The following is a 16,811-nucleotide window of genomic DNA, read 5'->3' on the forward strand; positions in this document are numbered from 1 at the left end:
GTGATCCCAAACTGATCGAGGCCTGAAACGCCGCAAACGCCAAACCTTCGCCGGAAGCCATTAAACGGCAATCGTTAAAATATCAAATGATACTTTTGGAGAGAACGATTTCAATCGGTTAGATCATAAAACTCTTACGTAAACGTAAGAGTTTTCGTCACTTGATCGTCACGAAATCGCAATATTTGCAGGATGTTCCGCCGCATATTCCTCGCTCTGCATCTCGATCAGCCGCGAAACGGTCCGGTCGAACTCGAAGCCTTCCGTGCCCTTCTTCAGGGTCAGCAGGTTCTGGGGCTCGGCAGCAGCCGAGGCGAAGAGACGGGCGCCATGATCGTAGAGCGTATCGACAAGCAAGATGAAGCGCTTGGTTTCGTTGCGGACATGCGGGCCCAGTTGCGGCACGTGGTCGACGAAGAGGGTTGAGTAGCGCTCGAGGATGGCCAGGTAGTCAGCCGCACCCAGTGGCTGCTGGCAAAGATCGTTGAAACTGAAGCGAGCGACCTGGCCGGCAGCAGCCGGCACGGGGATCCTGCGGCCCTTGCGCGGCACCTCGGCGGACGCGACCACCATGCCAGCGGTTTCCCGAGCCCAGGCCTTGTCCAGCGCCGCGTCTGCCGCGTCCCCGAGCGGAGAGATCCACACCGGGCTGCCATCGGTCTTCATCAGGCGGTAGTCGGTATCGGTGTCGAGCGAGATGATCTCGGTGTTTGCCTTCAGGAGATCGATGAACGGCAGGAACAGGCCGCGATTGAGCCCATCGCGATAGAGATCGTCAGGCGCCACGTTTGAGGTCGCCACCAGCACGCAGCCCTTGGCGAAAAGCTCGCTGAACAGACGGGCGAGGATCATCGCATCGGCGATATCAGTGACCGTGAATTCATCGAAGCAGAGAAGCCGCGCTTCGGCGAAAAGATCGGAAGCGACCGGCGGGATCGGATCGGCCTGTTTCGTCTCGCCGTTCTTCAGCTTCTGCCGGTGCTTGTAGATACGGTCGTGAACATCGGCCATGAATTCGTGGAAATGCGCCCGGCGCTTGCGCTGGATCGGTACCGTATCGAAGAACATGTCCATGAGCATGGTCTTGCCGCGACCGACGCCACCATGGATGTAGAGGCCCTTGACCGGTGGCTGATCCTTCTTGCGCGACGCAAAAAGCCAACCGAGCGCGTTGGTCTTGCGCGAGGGCCTGCTCGCCAGAAGTTCTGCCGACAAATTGTCGAATCGCCGCGCGATCGCAAACTGCGCGGGATCGCGTTTTCGCTCGCCGCTCGCGACGAGTGCTTCGAGCTTGCGGTGGATGCTATCGTCAGGATTGAGCACGTCTCACCCGAGGTGGGCCGGAAAACAGAAAGCCCGGCGGCTCGCCGGGCTCGAGGTCATCAACGGCTGAGGCTGACTGGCTGGCCGCCATTGGTCGAGCCGTCGAAGCGGGCATCGGCCGTCTTGTAGAGGCGGGCGATGGCGTTGCCGGTGCGATCCTTGAGCACGACCTGCTTGCCGGCCACTTCCCAGGAGCCCATGGCCGTCAGCTCGCCGGCGCAACCGCGCGTGCCGCCGCGCGAACCGCTGCCGAGGTTGGTGAGCGTCAGGAACATGTCGCAGGAACTTCCGGCGCTCGAAACGCGCCAGTTGCCGACCATCGATTCCTTGGTGACATCGAGGCCACCGCCGGCGGCAGCCGCAACCTGCGTGCCGGCCGCCTGCGCGCCACCGGCGACCGCCGTTCCGGCCGTCGGTGCAGCCGGGAATTGCGACGTGTTGCCAGTCGGATCGGGAAGCTGGTTCGACGAAACCGTCGGCACGGGCTGGGCCTGGAGGGGAGCAGGTGAAGAATCCTGGGCGCTGAAGCCACCCATGGAGGTCCGCTGGCATCCGGTCAGCGCAAGCACAACCGCCAGCCCCGCCGCCGCATGAATAACCCGCATATCTTTACTCCCGATGTGTTCCGCGAACCATGATGCAACGCGATAATATAGGCCGAAATACAGCAAATCCACCTGTCAAATCAAGGGACGACGATTCAATGGCACCTGTGGCAGGATTGAAACGTTTACGGCGGCGCAACAATCGCTCGCACTCGGCCGGCGCATCTTGCTTCAGGCGGTAAAAACGACTGTGTTTAACCGGCACAATCCACGATTGCCGGATCGACTGGCAGCCTATTTCCGGACACCTGGCTTACCGGCTTCCGGCAAACGCAAACGGCGGGCAAAGAGCCCGCCGCGTCATGCAATAGAGATGCAGGGCCTAGCGGGTCAGACCCGACGCTCGACCAGCATCTTCTTGATTTCGCCGATCGCCTTGGCCGGGTTCAAGCCCTTCGGACAGGCCTGGGCGCAGTTCATGATCGTGTGGCAGCGATAAAGCCGGAAGGGATCCTCGAGATTGTCGAGGCGCTCCCCGGTCGCTTCATCTCTGGAGTCGATCAGCCAGCGATAGGCCTGCAGCAGCACGGCCGGACCGAGGTAACGGTCGCCGTTCCACCAGTAGCTCGGACAGGAGGTCGAGCAGCAGGCGCACAGGATGCACTCGTAGAGACCGTCGAGCTTCAGGCGGTCCTCATGGCTCTGCTTCCACTCCTTGGCCGGCGTCGGCGTCACGGTCTTGAGCCAGGGCTCGATCGAGCGGTGCTGGGCATAGAAGTGGGTCAGATCCGGCACCAGGTCCTTGACGACGGGCATGTGCGGCAGCGGATAGACCTTCACCGCGCCGTTGACCTCGTCCATGCCCTTGGTGCAGGCAAGCGTGTTGGTGCCGTCGATGTTCATGGCGCAGGAGCCGCAGATGCCTTCGCGGCAGGAGCGGCGCAGCGTCAGCGTCGGGTCGATCTTGTTCTTGATGTAGAGCAGACCGTCGAGCACCATCGGGCCGCAATCGTCGATATCGATATAGAAGGTATCGATGCGCGGATTGGCGCCGTCATCCGGGTTCCAGCGATAGATGCGGTATTCGCGGACATTGGTCGCGCCTTCCGGCTTCGGCCAGACCTTGCCTTCGGTCATCTGCGAGTTCTTGGGGAGAGCGAGTTCAACCATGTGCTAGTTCCTCAAGATCAGTAGACGCGTGCCTTGGGCTCGATCTTTTTCGGATCGATGCCTTCGGCGATCAGGTCGGTATGAACGGGGCGATAGTCGAGCTTGACGTCACCGGCCTCGTTGACCCACGAGAGCGTGTGCTTGCGCCAGTTGACGTCGTCACGGCCGCCGAGCGCGCCGCCGGTATAGTCTTCGCGGGCGTGCGAGCCACGGCTCTCCTTGCGCGCTTCGGCGCCGTAGATCGTGGTGATGGCGTTGGCCATCAGGTTCTGCAGTTCCAGCGTCTCGACGAGGTCGGAGTTCCAGATCATCGAACGGTCTGTGACCTTGACGTCGGGCAGTTCCTTCCAGATCGCAGAGATGCGCTTGCAGCCCGATTCCAGCGATTCCTGGGTGCGGAACACGGCGGCGTCTTCCTGCATGGCGCGCTGCATCTTTTCGCGCAGCACCGCCGTCGGCGTCGAGCCGTTGGCGTAACGCTGGGCGTCGAAGCGGGCCATGATCTTGTCGCAGGCGGCGACGTTCAGCGCCGGGATCGCCTCGTTGCGGTCGATGACCTGGCCGGCGCGGATGGCGGCGGCGCGGCCGAAGACCACGAGGTCGATCAGCGAGTTGGAGCCGAGACGGTTGGCGCCGTGCACCGAGGCGCAGCCGGCTTCACCGACGGCCATCAGGCCGGGCGCGATACGCTCCGGGTTCTGGCTGTCGGCGTTCAGGACTTCGCCCCAGTAGTTGGTCGGCACGCCGCCCATGTTGTAGTGCACGGTCGGCAGAACCGGGATCGGCTCGCGGGTCACGTCGACGCCGGCAAAGATCTTCGCCGATTCCGAGATGCCCGGCAGGCGCTCGTGCAGCACGGCCGGATCGAGATGGTCGAGATGCAGGAAGATGTGATCCTTGTTGCGGCCGACGCCGCGGCCTTCGCGGATTTCCATCGTCATGCAGCGCGAAACCACGTCGCGCGACGCAAGGTCCTTGGCCGACGGCGCATAGCGCTCCATGAAGCGCTCGCCTTCGGAGTTGACGAGATAACCGCCTTCGCCGCGTGCACCTTCGGTGATCAGGCAGCCGGCGCCATAGATGCCGGTCGGGTGGAACTGGACGAACTCCATGTCCTGCAGCGGCAGGCCGGCGCGCGCGATCATGCCGCCGCCGTCGCCGGTGCAGGTATGAGCCGAGGTTGCCGAGAAGTAGGCGCGGCCGTAGCCGCCGGTCGCCAGCACCACCATCTTGGCGGAGAAGCGATGAATGGTGCCGTCGTCGAGGTTCCAGGCAACGACGCCGGTGCAGCGGCCGTCGTCCGACATGATCAGGTCGAGCGCGAAATACTCGATGAAGAATTCGGCGTTGTTCCTGAGCGCCTGGCCATAAAGCGTGTGCAGGATGGCGTGACCGGTACGGTCGGCGGCCGCGCAGGTGCGCTGCACCGGCGGGCCTTCGCCATAGTTCTGCATGTGGCCGCCGAACGGCCGCTGGTAGATCTTGCCTTCCGCGTTGCGCGAGAACGGCACGCCGTAATGCTCGAGCTCATAGACCGCCTTCGGCGCTTCCATGGCGAGATACTGCATGGCGTCAACGTCGCCGAGCCAGTCGGAGCCCTTGACGGTGTCGTAGAGGTGCCACTGCCAGCTGTCCGGCGTCATGTTCTGCAGCGAGGCGGCGATGCCGCCCTGGGCCGCGACCGTGTGCGAACGCGTCGGGAAAACCTTGGTGATGCAGGCCGTCTTCAGGCCCTGCTCGGCCATGCCGAGCGTGGCGCGCAGGCCCGCGCCGCCGGCGCCGACGACGACGACGTCGAAGGCGTGATCGACATACTGATAGGCCTTGCCGTTTGCAGCGGGTGAACTGTTCGATGCCATGACGAAATTACCCTGCAAAAGCGATCTTCAGGATGGCGAAGAGACAGAGTCCACCAACCGCGATCGTAAAAAATGTGTTGAGCATGACAAGGGCGATCTTTGCGCCTTCGCCGTGCACGTAGTCCTCGATGATCACCTGCATGCCGAGCTTCATGTGGATCAGGCCCGAAAGCAGGACCAGCCCCATGACGACGGCGACGAAGGGGTTCGACAGAGCCGAAACGACCTCCGCATAGGGAGCGCCGGCGTAGCGAACGAGGAAGATGACAAAGAAGATCAACAGCGGCACGTTGGCGACCGCCGTGACGCGCTGGCGCCAGAAGTGATCGGTGCCTTCCTTGGCGGAACCGTAGCCGCGGACCTTGCTGAGAGGTGTACGCATGTTCATGGTCGTGTCCCCTCAGTAGCGCACGAGATAGCCGACGACCCAGATCAGCACGGTGAGTGCGACGGAGCCGACGATCGTTGCCTTGGCCATCTTGGTGGCGAAGTGCTTCTCGTAGCCGTAGCCGAGGTCCCACATGAAGTGGCGCAGCCCGCCGAGCATGTGGTGCACCAGCGCCCAGGTATAGCCGAAGAGCACCAGCTTGCCGAGAAGCGTGCCGAACAGCCAGCTCACCCAGTCGTAGGACGCTTCGCCCGAGGCGGCAGCGATCAGCCAGGCGGCGACAAGAATGGTGCCGAAGTAGAGCGCGCCGCCGGTAATGCGGTGCACAATGGACATCACCATTGTCGGGATAGGTTTATAGATTTGAAGATGCGGCGACAGCGGCCGGCTTCTTGTGACATCCGTCATCGGAACCTCACGGAAATGCCCGGATATCCGCCCAAAAAGTGGACGATTTTAGTCCGGTATCGCACCTGATTGTGCGCAATTCAGTCCTTCGGACCTTTAATCACCATATTGCTTAACGACAAGTGTGTTTGCAGTGCAAAATCAATTTAATCGATTAGACGAAAAGCGGCATTTTGAGGTCCGACCGAGACATGAGGCCGAATTAACGATACGGGCGAAAACCCCAAGCAAATCCGTGACTTTCGCATCCGATTGCCCCAGAGTGCTCTTAACGATTTGTTAAGCGTTTTGCGGAGGGCGGACAGAATGAATCTGTTGCGAGCAATCCATGCGACCAAAGTTTTAGCCCTGGCAAGCCTCGTCGCTGCGACAAGCTGCCTGCCGGTCAAGGCGCAAGACTGGGGCGGCCCCCCGGAAGTCGAGACGCGCACCCGCCACATCCGGCAGCATCCTCATCGCTCCTTCAGCCGTCAAGAGTTCGAAAGCCGGGGCTACCGCGTGGCCCGCAGCCGCAACGAGCTGCCGCGCGGCGACTGGGCTTTCGGCAGCGGACCGCCTGAGGTGGAGACCCGCACCCGGCACATCCGCCTGCCGCGATATCGGCCTTATGATGGGCGCTATGCGGAGCGGCTGCGCTACCGCGACGGCTCAGGACGTGGCCAGTCCGTGCGCCACATCTGGACCTCTGGCGACCGCTACGATCACGGCGCGGATATCTACGGCGGCGACGGCTTCCCCGACACGATCGGCGGCATCGGCACCTATGCCGGCGGCATCTCGGCCTACAGGGATCCGGGCAACGGCATCTATTTCAGCCAGGAAGGCAATTACCGTTACTACGGCGATGAACAGTTCGCGCCGCCGCCGAAGGCGAACCGCGCCAAGATCATCGTCGTCTCGCCGAAAATGCTCAACCGCGCCTGCGCCTATGAGCATGGCGTCTGCGTCATCCGGCGATAACCCTTCCTGTCGGGCAAGAGCACGACGATCGTTGAGCGATCTCGAACGGCGCGCGCCCTACGACGGCAATTGGCCGACGTTCGTCACGGTACTGTCTTTCAACCCGCAGCCGGAGCCGGCGCGCCGAACCGCCAGACCGTCGTGCGCTTGACCTCGCTGTCTTCCAGGGCGCGGGTCACCGGCACTTCATAGGTCGCAAGCGCCGTCATCCGGTCGCGCGGGCAATAGGAGCGGCCGGGGTCACCGACGATCACGACCGAGCCACCCGCGACGAGGACCGTGAACCAGGGCAGCAATCGCTCGGCAAAGGACTTGTCGTAGAAGACGTCGCCGGCCAGATAGACGTCGGCTGCCGGATCGCGGCCGGTGATGTCGTCTGCGGTATAGCCGATGTCGACGCCGTTGAGATCCGCATTGAGGCGCACCGCCGTCTCGGCCCAGGGGTCGATATCCGCCGCAAGCACCGAGGCGGCCCCCGCCTTCATCGCGGCAATCGCGACCAGTCCCGAACCCGAGGCAAAATCGACGACCCGACGGCCGCGCACGACCTCGGGATGATCGAGAATGTAGCGCGCAAGCCCCTGCCCGCCCGCCCAGGCAAAAGCCCAGAACGGCGGCGGCAGGCCGATCTCTTCCAGTTCCTCTTCCGTCTTCAGCCAGAGTTCATGCGCCTCCGTCGCAAGATGCAGCCGGACTTCCGGCACATGCGGCGGCGACAGAATGCCGGTATTGGCGAGGATGAAGCGTTCGGGATCGGTCTTCAACATAGGCTCCAGGCGTGGCCCGAAAAGGCTTTCGGGCGGTCCAGGCGAAAATCGAGCTTACCGTGGCGGCTGTTCGAGCCCGGCCATGCGGCAGACCTCGATCCATTCGTCCTCGGTCACCGGCTGCACCGAAAGCCGCATGCTGGTAACCAGTGCCATGTTGGAGAGCTTGGGATTGTCCTTGATCTCCTTCAGCGTCACCGGGCGCGGCACGTCGCGGACGGCGCGAATGTCGACGCAGTCCCAGCGCGCGTCGCCCTCGGCGGTCGAATCCGGATGAGACAGCGCGCAGACCTCGGTGATCCCGACGATCTCCAGCCCCTCGTTGGAGTGGTAGAAGAAACCCTTGTCGCCGATCTGCATCGCCCGCATGTTGTTGCGCGCGAGATAGTTGCGAACGCCGGTCCATTCCGTGCCCGAGGCGCCTGCATCCTTCTGCATCTGCCAGGACCACTTGAAGGGTTCGGATTTGTAAAGCCAGAATGCCATTACGCCTTATGCCTCCGGGTTGTTGAAGACCCAGTTGAAGGCCTTGATTTCGACGTTGGAGAACAGGCCTGCCCTGGCATAGGGATCGGCTTGCGCAATGGCGCGGGCATCTTCGATCGTCTCTGCCTTGACGATGACGAGGCTGCCGGTCGGCTTGCCGTCGTCGCCGAGGAAGGGACCGGCCATCTTCAGGATGCCCTTGGCATTGAGATCGTTGAGATAGGCGACGTGCTCAGGTCGCGTGTCGAGCCGAAGCTGCAGCGCGCCTGGTTTGTCGGTGCATTGAAGTGCGAAAAGCATGCTTCCTCCTGGGGGTTCGTTTGGTGCGGGATGCAAAGGGAAAACTGCCTGGCACTTTTCCTGATCCCGCCTGCCAATTCATTCCTGGGTGATCGGACGGGACATCAATTGTTCAAGGGCGGTGCGCACGTCGAGCCTGCCGTCGATGATGGCGGCGACCGCTTCGGTGATGGGCATCTCGACGCCGAGATCGTGGGCGACGCGCGCGGCAACCGAAGCGGCGAAGGCGCCCTCGACCAATTCGCCCTGGCGCCCGCTGGCGCGACCATCCTTGCCGAGCGCAATGCCGAAGCGCAGATTGCGCGACTGGTGGCTGGTGGCCGTCAGCACGAGATCGCCGAGACCCGACAGACCGCGAACCGTATCGGCGTCCCCGCCTTCGGCGACGACGAAGCGCGACATTTCCGCAAGACCGCGCGAGATCAGCGCCGCGCGGGCGCTATCGCCGAGCCCGGCGCCCTCGACGATGCCGCAGGCAATCGCCAGCACGTTCTTCAGCGCGCCGCCGAGTTGCACGCCGATGCGGTCTTCCGAAGGATAGAGACGGAAGGTCGGCCCGGACAGCGCCTCGGCGAGACGCGTCGCCGTGGCATTGTCGTGCGCTGCAACCACCATTGCCGTCGGCAGCCCCTTGGCGATATCCGCCGCAAAGCCGGGGCCGGAGAGCACGGCGATGCCGTGGCCCGGCAATTCCTCCGCCAGAACGTCGGTCAGGAGGCGGCCCGTCGCCTGCTCCATGCCCTTGGCACAGGTGACGATCGTCGCCGCGGCATTGATCGAGGCGCCGTACTGGCGCGCCGCTTGCCGATGCGCCTGCGACGGCATCACGAACAGCACGATGTCAGCATCGCCGAGAACGGCCGTATCGGCGCTGTGCTTGAGCCCCTCCGGCAAAGTGATGCCAGGAAGCGCCTGTTCGTTGCGACCGGTCCGCCGGCATTCGTCTGCAATCTCTTGCCGCCTGGCGAGAAGCGTGACGTCACTGCCGTCGGCAGATGCGGCAACGGCAGCAAGCGCCGTGCCGAAGGCACCCGCACCGACCACCACGATCTTCGGGTTGGTATTCATCGTCTGTCCATCATGCCCTGGCTGATTTCCGTCATGCCTTGGCGCCGCGCTTGCCCGAGCCGAGCAATGTCTGCGCCTGCTGGTCGAGCGGCCAGCGCGAGCGCGGCGCGACGTCGAGACCGTCGGCCGGCAGGCCGGCGGCAAACCGCTCGGCACCCGCCCAGGCGATCATCGCGGCATTGTCGGTGCAAAGCTCAAGCGGCGGCGCAATGAAGTCGAAGCCGTTTTTGTTGCACAGCTCCTGCAGCGTCGCGCGAAGCACCTGGTTGGCGGCAACGCCGCCGGCAACGACGAGCGCCGGCCTCTCGACCGAGCCATAATCCGTCTTGAACCGCTTCAGGCCGCGGCCGATCCTGTCCTTCAGCGTGCGCGAGATCGCCCGCTGGAAGGAGGCACAGATGTCGGCGATGTCCTGATCGCTCACCGGCTCCAGCGATTGCGCCGCCTGGCGCACCGCCGTCTTCAGCCCGGAAAAGGAGAAATCGAGCCTGGCGTCGCCGACCAGCGGCCGCGGAAAATCGAAGCGCTCGCCATTGCCGGTGAGTGCCGCACGCTCGACGGCCGGGCCGCCGGGATAGGGAAGGCCGAGCAGCTTTGCCGTCTTGTCGAAGGCTTCGCCGAGCGCGTCGTCGATGGTCGTGCCCCAGCGCTCATAGTCGCCGACGCCCTTGACCAGGATCAGCTGGGTGTGGCCGCCCGAAACCAGCAGCATCAGATAGGGAAAGGAGAGACCATCGGTCAGCCGCGCCGTCAGCGCGTGGCCCTCGAGATGATTGACGGCATAGAGCGGTTTTCCGGTCGCCCGCGCGATCGCCTTGCCGGTCATCAGCCCGACGATCAGGCCGCCGATCAGACCGGGACCACTTGTCGCAGCAATGGCATCGATGTCGTCGAGCGTGACGCCGGCACGCAAGAGCGCCTCCTCGATCAACGTGTCGAGCGCCTCGACATGGGCGCGCGCGGCGATCTCCGGAACCACGCCGCCATAGGCGCTGTGCTCTTCCAGCTGGCTCAAAACCACGTCGCCGAGGATGCTTCCCTGGCCGTTTTCGTCGCGCAGCACGACGGAGGCGGCGGTTTCGTCGCAGCTTGTTTCTATGCCGAGGATGCGCAAGGGCGGGGACATCAGGAACTACTCAAAGATTGCGGTCACACCGAAAGGTGGGTACACGGAACTCCGGTAACAATGGATAGCCTTTGATGCAAACGAAACCTTTCCGGATCGGCACGCGCGGCAGCCCGCTCGCGCTCGCTCAAGCCCATGAAACGCGCGATCGCCTCGTCGCCGCGCATGGTCTTTCACCGGACATGTTCGAGGTCGTCGTGCTCTCCACCAAGGGCGACCGCATCACCGATCGCTCTCTCGCCGAGATCGGCGGCAAGGGCCTGTTCACCGAGGAAATCGAGCAGCAATTGCTCTCGGGCGAGCTCGATTTCGCCGTGCACTCCTCCAAGGACATGCCGACCAAACTTCCCGACGGCCTGTTTCTTTCCGCCTTCCTGCCGCGCGAGGATATCCGCGACGCCTTCATCGGCCGTACCGCGCCGAAGCTGATGGAATTGCCCGAGGGCGTCACCGTCGGCTCGTCGTCGCTGCGCCGCCAGGCGCTGATCCGAAGGCTGAGACCCGACATCAACGTCATCACCTATCGCGGCCAGGTCGAGACGCGGTTGCGCAAGCTTTCCGAAGGCCAGGTCGATGCGACGCTGCTTGCCTATGCCGGCCTGAAGCGGCTCGGAATGACCGACGTGCCGACCGAACTGCTCGATGCGGAAGAATTTCCGCCGGCGCCGGCGCAAGGCGCGATCTGTCTTGAGAGCAGGATCGGCGACAACCGCGTCAACGACCTGCTCGCCGCCATCGACGATGCCAGGACCCATGAGGCAGTCGCCTGCGAACGCGGCTTTCTGGCCACGCTCGACGGGTCCTGTCGCACGCCGATCGCGGGCCTGGCGATTTCGGACGGCACCCACATCCGCTTCTCCGGCATGATCCTGACGCCCGATGGCCTGACCCATCACCGCGTCGCCATCGAGGGCGGGTCCGCCGACGCCGAGGCGCTCGGACAAAAGGCCGGCGAAGAGATCCGCGCGAAGGCGGGGCCGGGCTTCTTTTCGAGCTGGACCTGAGCCATGCGGCTGCTCGTGACCCGGCCGCAGCCCGCAGCCGAGGCGACAGCCGGACGGCTCGAGCGCCTGGGTCACCGGCCGCTGCTTCTGCCACTGGCACAAGCAGAACACCTGCCCGACGCTGCGCTGACAGCGCTGCGATCGCCGCATGCGGCGATCGCCCTGACCAGCGCCGAGGCGGTGCGGGTGCTGGCAAAGCTCGGGGCTGATCTGGAGCCCTATAACGCAAAGCCCTGTTTCTGCGTCGGCGAGGCCACGGCCCGCGCGGCGCGCCAGCTCGGCTTCAGCTCGCTCCACGCTGCCGCAGGCACCGGCAGGAGCCTTGCCGAACTGATCGCCGACAGGCTTGGCGCACCTGAAGCGCCGCTCCTCTATCTCGCGGGATCGCCGCGCTCAGAGGGTTTTGAGGCCACGCTGCGGCAACGTCGGATCGCCCATCTCACTGTCGAATGCTACCGGATGCGGCCGATCGCCCATCCGCAAGACATCATGGCAAGGCTGACGTCGGACGGCATGCCGGACGCCGTGCTGCTCTATTCCCACGACACTGCGCGACGCTTCGCCGCGTTGCTTGACGAAGCGGGCCTTGCGCCCGCCGCCTTCTCGCCACGCTACCTATGCCTCAGCGCCGTGGTTGCCGAAGCTCTGCCGGAAGGAGCACGGGTCGAGATCGCCGCAAGACCCGACGAGGAAAGCCTTTTCAGCCTCCTCTAATGCTAATTCGATCAAAAACGGAACGAGGGGGGCTTTCCCTCATCGGCCAGCCTGACTAGGTTTGTTGCAAGAACCGACAGGCAACAACGGTAGGAGGTCACCATGGTATCGGAAAACCCGCCGCGCCGCTCAAAAGCCGGAAAAGAGCCGCTGACGATCGATCTCGAAGCGGAAAAGTCCGTGGCGGAAAACACCGAGACGACAGCGAGCCGCGCCACTGATGCCGACGAGACGTCCATCGAACCCGATGGCGCTGCGGAAGCGCGCGCCGAAGAGGAGATCGAGGAACAGCGCGCCGATGCGGCCGCCGCCGCCTTCACCGAGGAGCCGCCGCATGTCGGCCGCGCGCCCGAGGCGACCCCCGTGCAAAAGCCACCGTCCAACTCCGGCGCATTGGCAGCGGGTATCCTCGGCGGCCTGGTGACGCTGCTCGGCTTCGGCGTGTTGCAATATGCAGGCTATATCCCGGCGCTCGGCCCCGATCGCGGCGCATCGTCGACGGAACTGACGCTCTCGAGCGAGATCCAGGCGCTTCGCGACCAGGTGGCCGGCATCCAGGCACCAACGGCAACTGTCGACATCGCGCCGCTCGAAAGCCGTCTTGCGGCCCTGGAGCAGGTTGCACCGGACGCCGGCGGCGCACCGGCTGGCGAAGTGACCACGCTCAAGGCCGAGGTTGAAAATCTCACCAAGGAGATTGCCGCGCTGAAGTCGGGCCTTGCCGAAGCGCAGCAGTCGGCAGCGACGGCCAGGGCCGACCTTGCGAGCCGCATCGAAACTGCCGAGAAGAAACTCGACGAACCTGCCAACGATATCCAGCTCGCCAAGGCTGTCGCCGTCACCGCGCTCAAGACCGCGATCGACCGTGGCGGGCCATTCCTGGCTGAGCTCGATGCGCTGCGCAGCGTTGCGCCGGACGAAACGGCCGTGACCGGGCTTGCGCAGGACGCAACGACGGGTGTCGCGACACGCGCCGATCTTCGTCGCGACTTTAGCGCGGTGGCCGACACCATGCTCGCGACGCTCCATCAGCCGGATCCGAACGAAGGCATCTTCGACCGCCTCGTCTCCAGCGCCATGTCGGGCATCCGCGTGCGCCCCGTCGGCAGTGTCGAAGGTGACACGCCGGAGGCCGTGGTCGCCCGCATCGAGGACAAGCTGAACAACGGCGATCTCAAGGGCGCGGCGCTGGAATGGGACGCCCTGCCGCCTGCGGCCAAGACCGCCGGCGAAGCGTTCAAGGCCAGGCTCGACCAGCGCCTGAAGGTCGAAGGCATCATCGACGCCGCGGTCGCTGCAACGATGAACACGTCCGCCACTGCAGGCTGAGGAAGACAGACATGATCCGCATTTTGATCTTCATCCTGATCGTGCTCGGTCTCGGCCTCGGCTTTGCCTGGCTTGCGGATCGGCCGGGCGAGCTGTCGCTCGTCTGGCAGGGCCAGCTCATCGAGATGAGCCTGATGCGGGCCGCGTCGCTGCTGATCTCGCTCGTGGCCGCCGTGCTGATCGCCATCTGGCTGCTGCGCACCGTCTGGCTGTCGCCGCACACCGTCACCCGCTATTTCCGCGCCCGCAAGCGCGACAGGGGTTACCAGGCGCTGTCGACAGGGCTGATCGCCGCCGGCGCCGGCGACGCCAACCAGGCACGAAAGATGACGGCGCGCACCCGCGGGCTGATCAGCGCCGATCAGGAGCCGCTGATCCATCTGCTCGAAGCCCAGACCTTCCTGATCGAAGGCAAATACGACGACGCCCGCAAGAAGTTCGAACTGATGGCCGACGACCCGGAGACGCGCGAGCTCGGCCTGCGCGGCCTCTATCTCGAAGCCAAGCGGCTGGGCGCGCACGAGGCGGCGCGCCAATATGCCGAACGGGCCGCCGAAAAGGCGCCGCATCTGCCCTGGGCGACCCTGGCGACGCTCGACAGCCAGAGCCAGGCCGGCCAGTGGAACGACGCGCTGCGCCTGCTCGACCAGAGCCGCACCGCCCACGTGCTCGAACGCAAGGAGGCAGACCGCAAGAAGGCCGTGCTCCTGACCGCCCGCGCGATGAGCCGGCTCGAAGGCGATGTGAAGTCCGCGCGCGACGACGCGCTTGCGGCCCTCAAGCTCGACGAACACCTTGTGCCGGCCGCCCTCATCGCCGCCAAGGCGCTGTTTCGCGAGGACAACCTGCGCAAGGGCGCGTCGATCCTCGAAAAAGCCTGGAAGCACGAACCGCATCCCGACGTCGCCCGTCTTTACGTCCGCGCGCGCGGCGGCGATACGGCGGTCGACCGGCTGAAACGGGCGCGAAAACTCGAGGCGCTGCGTCCGAACAACGCCGTGGCGATGGCCGCCGTTGCCGAGGTCGCGCTCGAGGCCCGCGAACTGCTGCTGGCCCGCACCAAGGCCGAGGCCGCGGCAAGGCTGGAACCGACCGAGAGCATCTTCCTGCTGCTCGCCGACATCGAGGAAGCCGATACCGGCGACGAGGGCCGCATCCGCCACTGGATGGCCCAGGCGCTGAAGAGCCCGCGCGACCCGGCCTGGACCGCCGACGGCGTGACGTCGCCGACCTGGCTGCCGGTCTCGCCGGTCAGCGGCCGGCTCGACGCCTTCGAATGGAAGGCACCGGCGCTTCAGCTTTCGGCCCAGATCGAGGATGGGCACCTCAGCGCCGATCAGGCGATCCGCAGCCTGCCGCCTGTCGTCGCCGAACACCATCCGGCCACCCATGGCACAGCGCCGGAACGAGAGGTCGTCGACACGCCCGTCATCATCGAGGCAGCACCGGAAACCCCGCGCGAGCGCCCCGAACCGATCAAGGTGGCGGAAGCCAGAAAGCCGGCCTCCATCGTCGAGAAGCCTCGCGAAAAGGACGTCACATCCAATGGCGAGCCTGTCGCAGATCCGTTCTTCGGCCGCCCGCCTGACGATCCGGGCGTGCGGGAACCGGCGCCCGGCGAGCCCGCGCCGGATAAGACCAGTTTCCGGTTGTTCTGAGTTTTGAGGGGCCTTGCGCGAAACCATGTTTGAACGCTTCAGGACGTTTCTCGAGGGCCTGTCAGGCCCGACGATGCGGATCGCAAGGGATGATCCGCGCGTGGCGGTCATCGCGCTGTGCATTCAGGTGATGGAGGCTGACGGCAAGATCCTCGCCTCCGAACAGCGCAAGATGCGCGCCATCATCAAAGAGCATTACGAACTCGACGATGCCGCGCTCGACGCCCTGGTCGAGGCTGGCCAGTCGGCCGAAAGCGAAGCGATCGACTTCTACCAGTTCACCGCCGAAGTGAAGCGGCACTTGTCGGAAGAGCAGCGCATCGAGCTGATCGGCATGCTCTGGGAAATCGTCTATGCAGACGGCGAGCGCAGCGAGATGGAAGATCATGTGATCTGGCGGATCGCCGATCTGCTCGGCGTATCGGGACGCGACCGGGTGTTGAAGCGGCGGGAGGTCGCAGCCAGGCTCGATGCGGCGGAAGATGGCGAACCGCGACAGGAAAGCTGAGATGCCGATCGCCGCCGAGACTGACAGGAAGCCGATCCTCATCGTCCTGCACCAGGAGCGATCGAGTGCCGGCCGCGTCGGCCAGATCCTCTTGCAGAAGGGCTTTGCCCTCGATATCCGCCGCCCCGCCCTTGGCGACGAACTGCCGCCGACGCTGGAACACCATGGCGGCACGATCATCTTCGGCGGGCCGATGAGCGCCAATGACGAGGAGGATTTCGTCCGCCGCGAGATCGACTGGCTGTCGGTGCCACTCAAGGAAAACAAGCCCTATCTCGGCATCTGCCTCGGCGCCCAGATGCTGGCGCGCAATCTCGGCGGCAAGGTCGCACCGCATCACGAGGGCATGACGGAAATCGGCTGGTATCCGCTTGTTGCAACCGAAGCCGGCCGGGCGCTGATGGACTGGCCCGACATGGTCTATCACTTCCACCGCGAAGGTTTCGACCTGCCGAGAGGCGCCGAGCTTCTGGCAACCGGCGACACCTACCCGAACCAGGCGTTCCGCTATGGCGAAAACGCCTGGGGCATCCAGTTTCACGGAGAGTTGACGCGCGCCATGATGCATCGCTGGGTGGTGCACGGCGCCCATCGCTTCGAGATGCCGGGCGCACAGATCGGCAAGGCCCACCTCGACGGGCGCATGCAGCACGATGGGCCGCTGCGCACCTGGATGGAAAACTTCCTCGACCTGATCTTCCTGCAGGCAGATGTCAAAAAGGCTGCCTGATGGACGGCGATTGGACGCGTCAGATCTCTTCGGATCCCTAGCGAACCTTCCGTTAGCGTGAAGTCGGCACCGACTTCACGCTAACTACGTTATATCTTTGCCGTCCGCCGCATTTTCTCTCTAAGAGAATCGGCCTCTGTTCCGAACAATGGCTTCCCGGTTATCAGCACACACCAGGCATTGAACAACAAGGCGAAAGAACTGAAGCCCGCGATCAAAAGAGGAATATTTAAAAAATAGGTCGCGATAATGATGGTATCTTGGGAAAGAGCAGTAATTTCTTCTAAATACTCTACAAGCGCCGCGTACAAAATCATAATAAAGAATGTAACAACAATGCAAATTGCTGGCGCAACCATCCCTCGCGCCTGTTCCTGCCTAAGCATCAATCTCAAAAAACAAAAGAAGATTGTTCTCACGGGAATGCCGACCTTCGACGGAAAAAACTGTCATTTTTAATGCCGCAGA

At 64.0% G+C, this 16,811-nt stretch carries 19 protein-coding genes; 7 read left to right on the forward strand and 12 right to left on the reverse strand.

Going from position 1 to position 16,811, the window contains the following annotated elements; genetic code table 11:
• Window positions 1-168 precede the first annotated feature (168 nt).
• From zapE to sdhC, 6 genes are all read right to left on the reverse strand, one after another.
• Complete coding sequence (zapE, locus tag RTP54_RS19535) at window positions 169-1,323, reverse strand: cell division protein ZapE (RefSeq protein ID WP_312365243.1); 1,155 nt, start codon at window positions 1,321-1,323, stop codon at window positions 169-171.
• Between the two features lie 59 nt (window positions 1,324-1,382).
• Window positions 1,383-1,928 carry a protease inhibitor Inh/omp19 family protein gene (locus RTP54_RS19540; RefSeq protein WP_112805490.1) on the reverse strand — a complete coding sequence of 182 codons (546 nt, stop codon included), beginning with the start codon at window positions 1,926-1,928 and terminating at the stop codon, window positions 1,383-1,385.
• A 330-nt stretch (window positions 1,929-2,258) separates the two neighbouring features.
• Window positions 2,259-3,038, reverse strand: coding sequence for a succinate dehydrogenase iron-sulfur subunit (locus RTP54_RS19545; RefSeq protein ID WP_112805492.1), 780 nt, complete (start codon window positions 3,036-3,038; stop codon window positions 2,259-2,261).
• A gap of 17 nt (window positions 3,039-3,055) precedes the next feature.
• Complete coding sequence (sdhA, locus tag RTP54_RS19550) at window positions 3,056-4,897, reverse strand: succinate dehydrogenase flavoprotein subunit (RefSeq protein ID WP_112805494.1); 1,842 nt, start codon at window positions 4,895-4,897, stop codon at window positions 3,056-3,058.
• 7 nt (window positions 4,898-4,904) lie between these two features.
• Entirely contained in the window at window positions 4,905-5,285 is a 381-nt protein-coding gene (gene sdhD / locus RTP54_RS19555; protein ID WP_112805496.1) for a succinate dehydrogenase, hydrophobic membrane anchor protein, read from the reverse strand.
• A gap of 12 nt (window positions 5,286-5,297) precedes the next feature.
• Window positions 5,298-5,693 (reverse strand): succinate dehydrogenase, cytochrome b556 subunit, encoded by a 396-nt coding sequence (gene sdhC / locus RTP54_RS19560; RefSeq protein ID WP_112815028.1) that lies wholly within the window; start codon window positions 5,691-5,693, stop codon window positions 5,298-5,300.
• 306 nt (window positions 5,694-5,999) lie between these two features.
• On the opposite strand from sdhC, the gene RTP54_RS19565 reads away from it, so the two are divergent.
• Complete coding sequence (locus RTP54_RS19565; RefSeq protein WP_312365248.1) at window positions 6,000-6,653, forward strand: hypothetical protein; 654 nt, start codon at window positions 6,000-6,002, stop codon at window positions 6,651-6,653.
• Window positions 6,654-6,751: 98 nt separating this feature from the next.
• On the opposite strand, the gene RTP54_RS19570 is transcribed toward RTP54_RS19565, so the two are convergent.
• The 5 genes from RTP54_RS19570 to tsaD all read right to left on the reverse strand — a co-directional run bounded on the left by RTP54_RS19570 (window position 6,752) and on the right by tsaD (window position 10,400).
• Window positions 6,752-7,417 carry a methyltransferase gene (locus RTP54_RS19570; RefSeq protein ID WP_312365250.1) on the reverse strand — a complete coding sequence of 222 codons (666 nt, stop codon included), beginning with the start codon at window positions 7,415-7,417 and terminating at the stop codon, window positions 6,752-6,754.
• A 57-nt stretch (window positions 7,418-7,474) separates the two neighbouring features.
• Entirely contained in the window at window positions 7,475-7,906 is a 432-nt protein-coding gene (locus RTP54_RS19575) for an EVE domain-containing protein (protein ID WP_112806427.1), read from the reverse strand.
• Between the two features lie 6 nt (window positions 7,907-7,912).
• A complete protein-coding gene (locus tag RTP54_RS19580; protein ID WP_112806429.1) occupies window positions 7,913-8,206 on the reverse strand; it encodes a YciI-like protein in 294 nt (97 codons plus the stop codon).
• 78 nt (window positions 8,207-8,284) lie between these two features.
• Window positions 8,285-9,274, reverse strand: a complete 990-nt coding sequence (locus tag RTP54_RS19585) for an NAD(P)H-dependent glycerol-3-phosphate dehydrogenase (protein WP_112806431.1) — start codon at window positions 9,272-9,274, stop codon at window positions 8,285-8,287.
• 31 nt (window positions 9,275-9,305) lie between these two features.
• Window positions 9,306-10,400, reverse strand: coding sequence for a tRNA (adenosine(37)-N6)-threonylcarbamoyltransferase complex transferase subunit TsaD (tsaD, locus tag RTP54_RS19590; protein WP_312365255.1), 1,095 nt, complete (start codon window positions 10,398-10,400; stop codon window positions 9,306-9,308).
• A 74-nt stretch (window positions 10,401-10,474) separates the two neighbouring features.
• On the opposite strand from tsaD, the gene hemC reads away from it, so the two are divergent.
• The 6 genes from hemC to RTP54_RS19620 all read left to right on the forward strand — a co-directional run bounded on the left by hemC (window position 10,475) and on the right by RTP54_RS19620 (window position 16,343).
• Window positions 10,475-11,404, forward strand: coding sequence for a hydroxymethylbilane synthase (hemC, locus tag RTP54_RS19595; protein ID WP_312365258.1), 930 nt, complete (start codon window positions 10,475-10,477; stop codon window positions 11,402-11,404).
• Between the two features lie 3 nt (window positions 11,405-11,407).
• On the forward strand, window positions 11,408-12,118 hold the full coding sequence (locus RTP54_RS19600; RefSeq protein ID WP_312365260.1) for a uroporphyrinogen-III synthase: 711 nt from the start codon (window positions 11,408-11,410) through the stop codon (window positions 12,116-12,118).
• A 102-nt stretch (window positions 12,119-12,220) separates the two neighbouring features.
• Window positions 12,221-13,447, forward strand: coding sequence for a hypothetical protein (locus RTP54_RS19605; protein WP_312365262.1), 1,227 nt, complete (start codon window positions 12,221-12,223; stop codon window positions 13,445-13,447).
• A gap of 11 nt (window positions 13,448-13,458) precedes the next feature.
• Window positions 13,459-15,105: a heme biosynthesis protein HemY gene (locus RTP54_RS19610; RefSeq protein ID WP_312365263.1), complete on the forward strand. Its 1,647-nt coding sequence runs from the start codon at window positions 13,459-13,461 to the stop codon at window positions 15,103-15,105.
• A 25-nt stretch (window positions 15,106-15,130) separates the two neighbouring features.
• Complete coding sequence (locus RTP54_RS19615; RefSeq protein WP_112806729.1) at window positions 15,131-15,613, forward strand: TerB family tellurite resistance protein; 483 nt, start codon at window positions 15,131-15,133, stop codon at window positions 15,611-15,613.
• A gap of 1 nt (window position 15,614) precedes the next feature.
• Window positions 15,615-16,343: a glutamine amidotransferase gene (locus RTP54_RS19620; RefSeq protein WP_312365268.1), complete on the forward strand. Its 729-nt coding sequence runs from the start codon at window positions 15,615-15,617 to the stop codon at window positions 16,341-16,343.
• Between the two features lie 89 nt (window positions 16,344-16,432).
• On the opposite strand, the gene RTP54_RS19625 is transcribed toward RTP54_RS19620, so the two are convergent.
• Complete coding sequence (locus RTP54_RS19625) at window positions 16,433-16,762, reverse strand: hypothetical protein (RefSeq protein WP_312365270.1); 330 nt, start codon at window positions 16,760-16,762, stop codon at window positions 16,433-16,435.
• Window positions 16,763-16,811 lie beyond the last annotated feature (49 nt).

Source organism: Ensifer sp. (assembly GCF_031989085.1).
GTDB lineage: Bacteria > Pseudomonadota > Alphaproteobacteria > Rhizobiales > Rhizobiaceae > Ensifer.

Coding starts and splice junctions, on each gene's coding strand:
- RTP54_RS19540 (WP_112805490.1), bottom strand. CDS start 1,928: ATGCGGGTTATTCATGCGGCGGCGGGGCTGGCGGTTGTGCTTGCGCTG.
- RTP54_RS19545 (WP_112805492.1), bottom strand. CDS start 3,038: ATGGTTGAACTCGCTCTCCCCAAGAACTCGCAGATGACCGAAGGCAAG.
- sdhA (WP_112805494.1), bottom strand. CDS start 4,897: ATGGCATCGAACAGTTCACCCGCTGCAAACGGCAAGGCCTATCAGTAT.
- sdhD (WP_112805496.1), bottom strand. CDS start 5,285: ATGAACATGCGTACACCTCTCAGCAAGGTCCGCGGCTACGGTTCCGCC.
- sdhC (WP_112815028.1), bottom strand. CDS start 5,693: ATGACGGATGTCACAAGAAGCCGGCCGCTGTCGCCGCATCTTCAAATC.
- RTP54_RS19565 (WP_312365248.1), top strand. CDS start 6,000: ATGAATCTGTTGCGAGCAATCCATGCGACCAAAGTTTTAGCCCTGGCA.
- RTP54_RS19575 (WP_112806427.1), bottom strand. CDS start 7,906: ATGGCATTCTGGCTTTACAAATCCGAACCCTTCAAGTGGTCCTGGCAG.
- RTP54_RS19580 (WP_112806429.1), bottom strand. CDS start 8,206: ATGCTTTTCGCACTTCAATGCACCGACAAACCAGGCGCGCTGCAGCTT.
- RTP54_RS19585 (WP_112806431.1), bottom strand. CDS start 9,274: ATGAATACCAACCCGAAGATCGTGGTGGTCGGTGCGGGTGCCTTCGGC.
- tsaD (WP_312365255.1), bottom strand. CDS start 10,400: ATGTCCCCGCCCTTGCGCATCCTCGGCATAGAAACAAGCTGCGACGAA.
- hemC (WP_312365258.1), top strand. CDS start 10,475: ATGCAAACGAAACCTTTCCGGATCGGCACGCGCGGCAGCCCGCTCGCG.
- RTP54_RS19600 (WP_312365260.1), top strand. CDS start 11,408: ATGCGGCTGCTCGTGACCCGGCCGCAGCCCGCAGCCGAGGCGACAGCC.
- RTP54_RS19605 (WP_312365262.1), top strand. CDS start 12,221: ATGGTATCGGAAAACCCGCCGCGCCGCTCAAAAGCCGGAAAAGAGCCG.
- RTP54_RS19610 (WP_312365263.1), top strand. CDS start 13,459: ATGATCCGCATTTTGATCTTCATCCTGATCGTGCTCGGTCTCGGCCTC.
- RTP54_RS19615 (WP_112806729.1), top strand. CDS start 15,131: ATGTTTGAACGCTTCAGGACGTTTCTCGAGGGCCTGTCAGGCCCGACG.
- RTP54_RS19620 (WP_312365268.1), top strand. CDS start 15,615: ATGCCGATCGCCGCCGAGACTGACAGGAAGCCGATCCTCATCGTCCTG.